The organism is Chondromyces apiculatus DSM 436, assembly GCF_000601485.1.
Taxonomy (GTDB): domain Bacteria; phylum Myxococcota_A; class Polyangia; order Polyangiales; family Polyangiaceae; genus Chondromyces; species Chondromyces apiculatus.
This window is the reverse complement of record NZ_ASRX01000145.1, coordinates 1-7,548: the sequence shown is the minus strand read 5'-3', so window position 1 is coordinate 7,548 and position 7,548 is coordinate 1. Positions and strand designations below refer to the sequence as shown.

General features: G+C 69.5%; 7 protein-coding genes. 5 read left to right on the top strand and 2 right to left on the bottom strand.

Annotated features, from left to right (window positions below; translation table 11 throughout):
* Nucleotides 1-288: 288 nt before the first annotated feature.
* From CAP_RS42980 to CAP_RS42965, 4 genes are all read left to right on the top strand, one after another.
* On the top strand, nt 289-537 hold the full coding sequence (locus CAP_RS42980; protein ID WP_044252519.1) for a hypothetical protein: 249 nt from the start codon (nt 289-291) through the stop codon (nt 535-537).
* 586 nt (nt 538-1,123) lie between these two features.
* Nucleotides 1,124-1,351, top strand: a complete 228-nt coding sequence (locus CAP_RS42975; RefSeq protein WP_044252517.1) for a hypothetical protein — start codon at nt 1,124-1,126, stop codon at nt 1,349-1,351.
* A 51-nt stretch (nt 1,352-1,402) separates the two neighbouring features.
* On the top strand, nt 1,403-2,650 hold the full coding sequence (locus CAP_RS42970) for an AAA family ATPase (RefSeq protein ID WP_197041596.1): 1,248 nt from the start codon (nt 1,403-1,405) through the stop codon (nt 2,648-2,650).
* Nucleotides 2,647-3,264 carry a hypothetical protein gene (locus CAP_RS42965; RefSeq protein ID WP_044252513.1) on the top strand — a complete coding sequence of 206 codons (618 nt, stop codon included), beginning with the start codon at nt 2,647-2,649 and terminating at the stop codon, nt 3,262-3,264. The genes CAP_RS42970 and CAP_RS42965 overlap by 4 nt, the downstream gene beginning before the upstream one ends.
* Before the next feature lie 64 nt (nt 3,265-3,328).
* Here CAP_RS42965 and CAP_RS42960 read toward each other — a convergent pair whose 3' ends face one another.
* Nucleotides 3,329-4,624, bottom strand: a complete 1,296-nt coding sequence (locus CAP_RS42960) for a 6-phosphofructokinase (RefSeq protein ID WP_044252511.1) — start codon at nt 4,622-4,624, stop codon at nt 3,329-3,331.
* 105 nt (nt 4,625-4,729) lie between these two features.
* Between CAP_RS42960 and CAP_RS51735 the strand changes: the two genes are divergently transcribed.
* The gene (locus CAP_RS51735) at nt 4,730-5,389 is read left to right on the top strand and encodes a hypothetical protein (protein ID WP_231512032.1); all 660 of its coding nucleotides are present in this window, start codon (nt 4,730-4,732) and stop codon (nt 5,387-5,389) included.
* A 20-nt stretch (nt 5,390-5,409) separates the two neighbouring features.
* Here CAP_RS51735 and CAP_RS54750 read toward each other — a convergent pair whose 3' ends face one another.
* Nucleotides 5,410-7,536 carry a hypothetical protein gene (locus tag CAP_RS54750; RefSeq protein ID WP_052376936.1) on the bottom strand — a complete coding sequence of 709 codons (2,127 nt, stop codon included), beginning with the start codon at nt 7,534-7,536 and terminating at the stop codon, nt 5,410-5,412.
* Nucleotides 7,537-7,548 lie beyond the last annotated feature (12 nt).

The following is a 7,548-nucleotide window of genomic DNA, read 5'->3' as shown; positions in this document are numbered from 1 at the left end:
CCCCACCCGCCCCCACCGCGAGCCCCGCCGCCGCCCCCGAGAGCACCATCCCCAGCGACAACCGCCACCGCACCCGCCGCGCCCACCGCGCGAAGGAGGCCTGGAAGCGCTCACTGGACGACGACTCTGCCATCCCAGATCTGTATCCGGTGCAGCAGCCGGCGGCCAGGGGTGGCGGTCGGGAGGAAGCCGTACTGGCTGTCAGGCTGCCGGGCCAGCCGCACCCTGCGGCCAACGTGGGGAGTTCACCACACGGCTGAGACGCCTGTATCCTGCCGTAGGGGAACCATGAACGCGCCCATCGATGTCTTCATCTCCAATGTCCCGGCGGACGAGAACCACCGGAAGGTGTTGGAGAAGCACCTCCGCCCTCTGGAGCGCGAGAAGAGGATCCGCATCTGGTCCCGAGAGAAGCTGAGTGCAGGGGAGGACCGACGCGCTGTCATCGGCAGCATGATCGAGACGGCGCCCCACCAAAACGCCACGGTACTCAGGAAATGCGGATACCACCGCGCGGCCTTCTATACCCAGTCTTGAACCTACGGTCACAGTGTCGCGGGGGGCGGCGCCGCGACCCCGCATGCAGGACAAGACGGCGATACAAGGGTCCCGGAATAGCAGGCGCGTCACGGTGCTCGGCAGTGTGGTTGGCGTGATCTCCGTGAGCGCCGTGGTTCCCGTCCTTGTGCACCTGTGGGTGCAGTCGCATGAGCCGCAACAACCCAAGCTGGAGTCTGTGCCGACGGCAGCCCCCAAGCCCCAACCGCTACCCGCCATACTGCAGGGAGCTGGCCCGCCACAGGCAACGGCGGCTTGTGGTCCGAACTGCTGTGGCGGCGTTCTCTGCGCCGTCAGCACTCAGAATGCGGTGGGCCAGGGATGCTCCAGAGGCAGTGCTCAGTGTGGTCCTTGCGCATCCGGCCGCTCCTGCGTGCCGGGATCATGCAACATGCCGCTCGAACCCAAGCGCCCGTTCCTCCTCCGCCTCGCCGACGTCACCGTGGATGGAGAGAGGCCTCCCTTGGGCAGTGAGGTATGTGTCGCACGTCGAGGAGATTCACCGCTCCAGTGCACACCACTGGCACAGGCGGCCGATCTCCCGGGAGCTACTCCGACCAGCGGCATGAGCACGCGGCTCCCGGTCACCGCATCCGACATGATTGGGGGCAGAGGACTCGACATCTCTGTGCGCTTCCCGGATGGCCGGATACCCATCACGTTCGAGGGCATCGGCCATTCCCCTGACCTCAAGGTGACCGTCCTGTGCCGCGGTCTGCGGTTCCCGCCGAGCAATGCTCCTGAGCTGAACCCGACCAACACTGTGATCTCGTTCTACCTCGACGACCCCTGACACCTCTCCTCCGCCTTGACGGAACTGTTCTGTCGGCGTCCCATGCGGCGCGTGGCTCCCCGTCGCGTCAGCGATCTTGACCGCCTGAAGACCGTCACCATCGACGGCTTCAAGTCGCTCCGGTCCCAGACCATCGACCTCGGGCGCCTCAACGTGCTCATCGGCGCCAATGGCTCCGGTAAGACGGCCCTGCTCGAAGCCATGGGCGTGCTCGGCGCTGCCGCTTCTGGACGGGTGGATGATGCCGAGTTGCTGCGCCGTGGCGTGCGCCCGGGTGTCCCCAAGCTCTTCAAGAGTGCCTTCGCCGAGCGCCTCCCGCGGGTCATCAAGCTGAGCGCCACCTCCCCGGATGGGGCGGGCTATGACGTGACCCTCGACAATCCCCAGGACTCTGCGGCCACCCCGTGGCGCTTCTCCACCGAGACCCTGCACCTTGGCGACAAGAAGCTCGTTTCCCGTTCCCCTCGCGGCGGCAACGTCTGGAGGGACGGCAAGAAGGAGCCCCTGAAGCCCGCGGATGCGTACCGGGGCATCGCGCCTGTGGTTCAGGCCATGGAGGTCGCTTCGGGCGCGGTGAACCGCATGCTGGACGGGCTCCGTGAGTTCGTCATCTACGACCCGCAGACGGCTGTCCTGCGGGGGACCATGGCCGACACCTTGCCCCTTGCGCCGCTGGGCCTCCAGGGTGGCAGGCTCGCCGAGGCTGTGGGCCAGCTCCTCCGCCCCGCCGAGCGGAAGCTCGGCACCCTGCCTCTCGACGAAGTCTTCGCGCTCATCGAGTGGGCCAGTGACGTCGACGTCTCTGCCCCCACTGCCGACCTGCTCTCGCCCTCCATCCCGGCCGCCACCGAGATCCTTCGGTTCACTGACCGCCACCTGCGAGCCGATCGGAACCGCCTCTCTGCGTACGACGCGAGCGAGGGCACGCTCTACGTGCTCTTTGCCCTGACCCTCCTGCTTCACCCGCGCACGCCTCGCTTCTTCGCCGTCGAGAACATCGACCATGCCCTTCATCCACGCCTCGCGCGGGCGCTGGTACGCCTGCTGGGAGAGCGCAGCCGCTCGGCTAAGAACCGCAAGCAGATCCTCCTCACCACCCACAACCCCCTCGTCCTCGACGGCCTCGACCTCGCCGACGACGGCATCCGCCTTTTCACCGTGGATCGCACCACTGCCGGCCATACCGCGGTCCATCGCGTGGCCTACACCGAGGCCCTCGCGAAGGTGCAAGCCGATGGAGCCACCCTCTCCCAGATGTGGACCCGGGGCTTGCTCGGCGCGGTGCCGAACCTCGGATGACGCCGCTGCGCATCGGCATCATCTGCGAGGGGACGACAGATGCCGCTGTCCTCCGTCCGGTCCTGAGCACCCTCCTCGCTCCCCGGGACGTCACCTTCGCCCTGCTCCAGCCCGATCACGATCGTCTCCAGCCGCGCACGGGTCCTGGTTGGCAAGGCGTCCGCAAGTTCCTCAACGAAGCCCCCGAGATCCTGGCCTCTCCCCTCGACCTCATCGTCGTTCACATCGACGCCGACATCCGCATCGATCCCGAGATCGAGCCTCGCTTGCTCCCAGAGCCGGAGGATGACGATCTCGAACCACTATGCCGGCACGTGAAGGGCTGGATGGTCGCCGGTGTTCCGGAGAGCGCGGTGATCGTCATCCCGCGCGAGCGCACCGAGAGCTGGCTCCTCGCCGCGAATAGCCGACGGAAACACGTCGAGGCCATCCCGAACCCCGAGCAGTACCTCCCGGCGCTCGGCTCATCCGGCAAGCGCGCGAAATCGATCCCCGTATACGAGGAGCTGGTCAAACCGCTCCTGCCCCGGCTGAAGAAGCCCGCAGAGCTTCGCGAGCTTCCCGAGCTGGCGCGCTTCACGAGCAAGGTCCGGGCGCGCGTTCGAAGCCTGTAGCCCGCACCTGCTTTCGCTGCCGCCCGCGCCTCTCCGGTCCGCGCTTCTCCCTCCCCGCTCCCGCTCACTTCTGCGGCAGCCGCGTCTCCAGATCCCGCGCCAGCCGGTGGAAGTCGCTGCCACGCTCGATGAAGCGCACCTCCGTCTTCAGCGTCTCCGGGTTCACCAGCTCCGCGAAGGGCACGTACCGCAGATCGAGCTGCCCTGCCGTGCTCACCATGTGCCCGTCGAGAGCCTCCTCGGCGATGGCCCGGTAGGCGCCCACCCCGAGCTGGCAGCCCAGCATCACGTCGAACGCGTGCGGCGCGCTGCAGCGCGACTCGTAGCCGAGCTGCACCCCGGTGAGCTTCTTGCTCTTCCCCGTCCGCGCCTCGTAGCGCTCTCCGGCGATCTTCGCGATGAGCTTGCCGATGTCGATCTTCCCGAGGCTCACGTGCCCGTGCTCGTCGCGCGCCACGCCCCGCAGGAACGACTCGGGCAGCAGCTCGGCCAGCCCTTCTGCGAGCACGATCGTCCCGTAGTGCTTCCCGCGCTCCTCGCGGGCCACGATCAGGTCCACGATCCGCTCTGCCAGCGCGTCGAGGTTCAGCCGGTTCTCCTGCGTCACCTTCCCGGTCGCCTCGTCCTTCACGTCCTCCTGCACGGCGAGCGCGTCGGCCACGTCCTCCACGCCCACCACCATGTGCGCCTCGCCGGCCACGGCCACCCCGTACGCCAGCCAGCCCGCCTTGCGACCCATCGTCTCGACCACGAAGTAGCCCCTGGTCGCCTTCGCGTCCGCGCGCAGGTTCAAGAGTTCCTGCGCCATCACGTCCACCGCCGTGAAGAACCCGAAGGTGAAGTCGATCCCCCGGTAGTCGTTGTCGATCGTCTTCGGCACGTGCACCACGCGCACCCGCGGCGTCCCTTCCGGCAGCCGCTTCTGGAACTCGTAGAGGAAGTTCGCCGTCTTCAGCGTGTCGTCGCCCCCGATCGACACCAGCGCCTCCACCCCCAGCGACACCAGCCCGTCGTACACCCGCCGCAGCGGCGCCGTCCGCTCCGCGTCGTCGAGATCCTTCGGCCCCCGGATCTTCTTGCCCGGGTTCGCGCGCGACGTCCCGATGAAGATCCCCCGCTCGGTGCGCAGCCCTTGCAGATCCTGGTCCGTGAACGGGTGGTAGTCCTGCCCGGCCACCAGCGGCCGTGACGTCGCGTCGAACTCCTGAAGTCCCGAGTACCCGTGCAGGAACCCCAGCATCTCGCTGCCCGACCGCCTGAACGACGACGCCGCCGCCGAGATCACCGCATTGGCCGCGGGCGCGGGACCTCCGGAGAACAGCACGCCAACCTTCTTGGGCTTGAACTTCACGACGCTCATGGCGCACGCGCTAGCACTCCGACCGCGGGCCGGATAGCCCGCAGCGCCCGCCTCGCCTGGAGCACCCACGACACCGTCCATGACGCGCCGCTCCGGGCCTGAGCCATGCTGACCGCGTCGCGCCCTGCGCCCCCGGAACGCACGCCCCGCGACGTGCTACACGGACCCATCTCCTCCGCTCCTGCCACGCCCCTGATCCGCCTGGAGCTTGCGGGCCCCCACACCCGCATCCACGCGGTCCTCTGCCTCGCCTGCCCTCACGGCCCTGCCGGCTGTTGCGCTGCGCCCCCGGCCGTCGCCTGGGCCGACATCGGCCGCATCGCCTCGCTCGGCGGCGCCGCCTGGCTCCTCCACGAGATCGCCGAAGGGCGCCTTCGCCCCTCTCCGCGTGGCCTCGCCATCCTCCGCGTCCCGCCTGCCGACGTCGAGGGCCGCCCCTTCCCTGGCCGCTGCGTCTACCTCGGCCCCCGCGGCTGCACCATCGCCCCCGAGCGCCGCTCCGCCACCTGCAACTACTACGTCTGCGACGAGGCCCTCGCCCCCGAGGGTGCCCCTGCGGCCACCGTCCGCGCCGCCCACGCCGCCCACGAGACCTTGATGGACCTCTACGCGCACGGCGACCTCACCATCGCCGACGAGGTCACCGCCACCTGGCCCGACGGTCCCCCGTGGGACGAGCCCTTCCTCGCCTGGCTCGCCACCCGCTACGAGCGCCTCCTCCACCGCAAGCGCCGCCTGCTTCGTCCCCTGCAGCCCTCGCGCTGACCCCTCTCTGCGACGCCCGGCTACTCCATCTCGTCGGACACGAAGAGCTCCGGCGAGAGCACGATCTGTCCCTTCACCACCTTCCCGGTGCGCGTGAACAGGCTCGTCTTCCCGTCGCCGTCGAGATCGCCCTCGGCGGAGACCTCGAACCCGTCCTTGCCCGGATCGGGCCCACCCCGCGCGGGCCCCTTGTACCCGCCGCCCACGCGGTAGTCGTACTGGTAGTAGAACGGCTGGCTCATCGAGAACCGCAGGCAGCGCCACCCCTCGTCATCGCTGCCCTGATCGAAGTCCTGCCCGCTGCCTGTCGCCGGCATGTACTTCCCACCCTTCGGCACCACGGCGGGCACTTGCGTTGCCGACCGACAGAGCCTGTGCACGGGAACCCCTTGCGGCTGCCCTGCAGCGGGCAACCCTTCACGCTCGTAGGCCGCCGCCGCCGAGCGCGCGATGGCCCCCACCGTGTTCCTCGCCTCCGAGGTTTTGGCCTTCGCCAGGTATCTCCTCGTCCCGTAGATCCCGAGCGACGCCGCGATCCCGAGCACGCTCGCCCCCCCGTACCCATCGAGCGACAGCTCCGTCCCCCGGCTGTTCGGCGCAAGCGACAGCGCCAGCAGGGTCGTGAGCGCGTCCCGCCCCAGGTTCGCCGGCAGATTCCCTCCGCCTGCGGACAGCATCTCCACCACCGCCATCCCGTCGCCGTACGCCAGCACGTTCCCGGTCGCGGCCACCTTCCCCCGCCAGTCGGCGAACTCCTTGCTCGCCCCCAGCGTCTCCTTGCCGATCTTCCCCGCCAGCTCCGTCACGTGCTTCCGCGCCCCCGCCCCGATCAGCACCATTCCCTTGCGCGACTCCACCCGGATCTCCCGCCCGTCCCCGAGATCCTCCGTGATCACGTTCCCCACCGCCTTGAACTGCTTCGGCTCTTTCTTCGACAGCGCGACCAGCGCCGTGAACACCTTCTTCTGCGCCGCCTCGTCCGCCATCGCGATCGTCGCCAGCACCGTCATCCCCTCCGGCAGCCCGCTGCCCGACGGCGCCCCGGCCTTCTGCCCCTTCGCCTCCTTCGGGGACGTCGGATCGCGGTACATCCCCACCGCCACCTCCCCGCCCAGCGCCCGATCCAGCGTCTCCAGGTCGACCCCTGACCCTGCGAGCAACCCCTCCACCAGCGCGCTCCCTGGCCCCCCGACCGCCCGCGCCACCACGTCGATCACGTCCCGCAGCGTCTTCCCTGGCGCCCGCTGCAGCGACACTCCGAGCGCACCTGCCGCGCCCTTCGGCAGCCGCTCCATCGCCCCCTGGTTCGTCGCCGCGAGCACCGTCCCCAGCGCCGGAAAGCTCGCGCCGTACCCCGTGAACCTCACCTCCAGATCGGGCGCCCCCGCCACCCCCGGGAACGCCACGAACACCTGCGACCCCGCCTCCAGCCCTTCCTTCCCCGCCGTGATCCCTTGCAGATCGACCGCGAGCCACGTCCCTTGCGCCCTGTCGCTCTTGAACAGCGGCGACTTCTTGAACGACGACGCCTTCCCCTCTGCCACCCCGAGCGCCGCCATCAGCAGCTTCGGCTCATTGCAGAGCACCGCCACCCGCGCCTCCCGGATCCACGCCCCGTACGTGAGTTCCCCCTCCGCCCCCTGCTCGAGCACGAACTTCTCTCCCGCCATCTTCCGCACGGCCGGTTGCGCGAGCACCTGCTCCACCACCCCCCCGTCCTTCACCATCACCCCTGCACAGATCGCCGGATCCCGCTCCACCGGATCCCGCCCTCTCGCCCCCACGAACAGCACCCCCCGCTCGAACCCATTCACCAGCTCCCCCGCGGCCCCCGCCCCGATCCCCGTCTTCCTCGCGATCTCTGCCCCCAGCATCCCTGGCAGCGCCCCTTCCATCAGCGCATCCAGGCTCTGGAGCATCGTCTCCGGCCGTGGCACATGCGCCACCAGCACCGCGCTCTCCGGCACCACATCCATCAGCGTCTCGACCCGCCACACCGGCGCCGCCCCCACCACTTCCACCGGCTTCACCTGCGGCACCACCGCCACCACCGGCTCCTGCACCGGCCCTTGCGGCGGCGCCCCACACCCCACCGCCCCCACCCCCCAAGCCACCCCCAGCACCCTGGCCACGCCGCCCATCTTCATCCCCGCACCCTA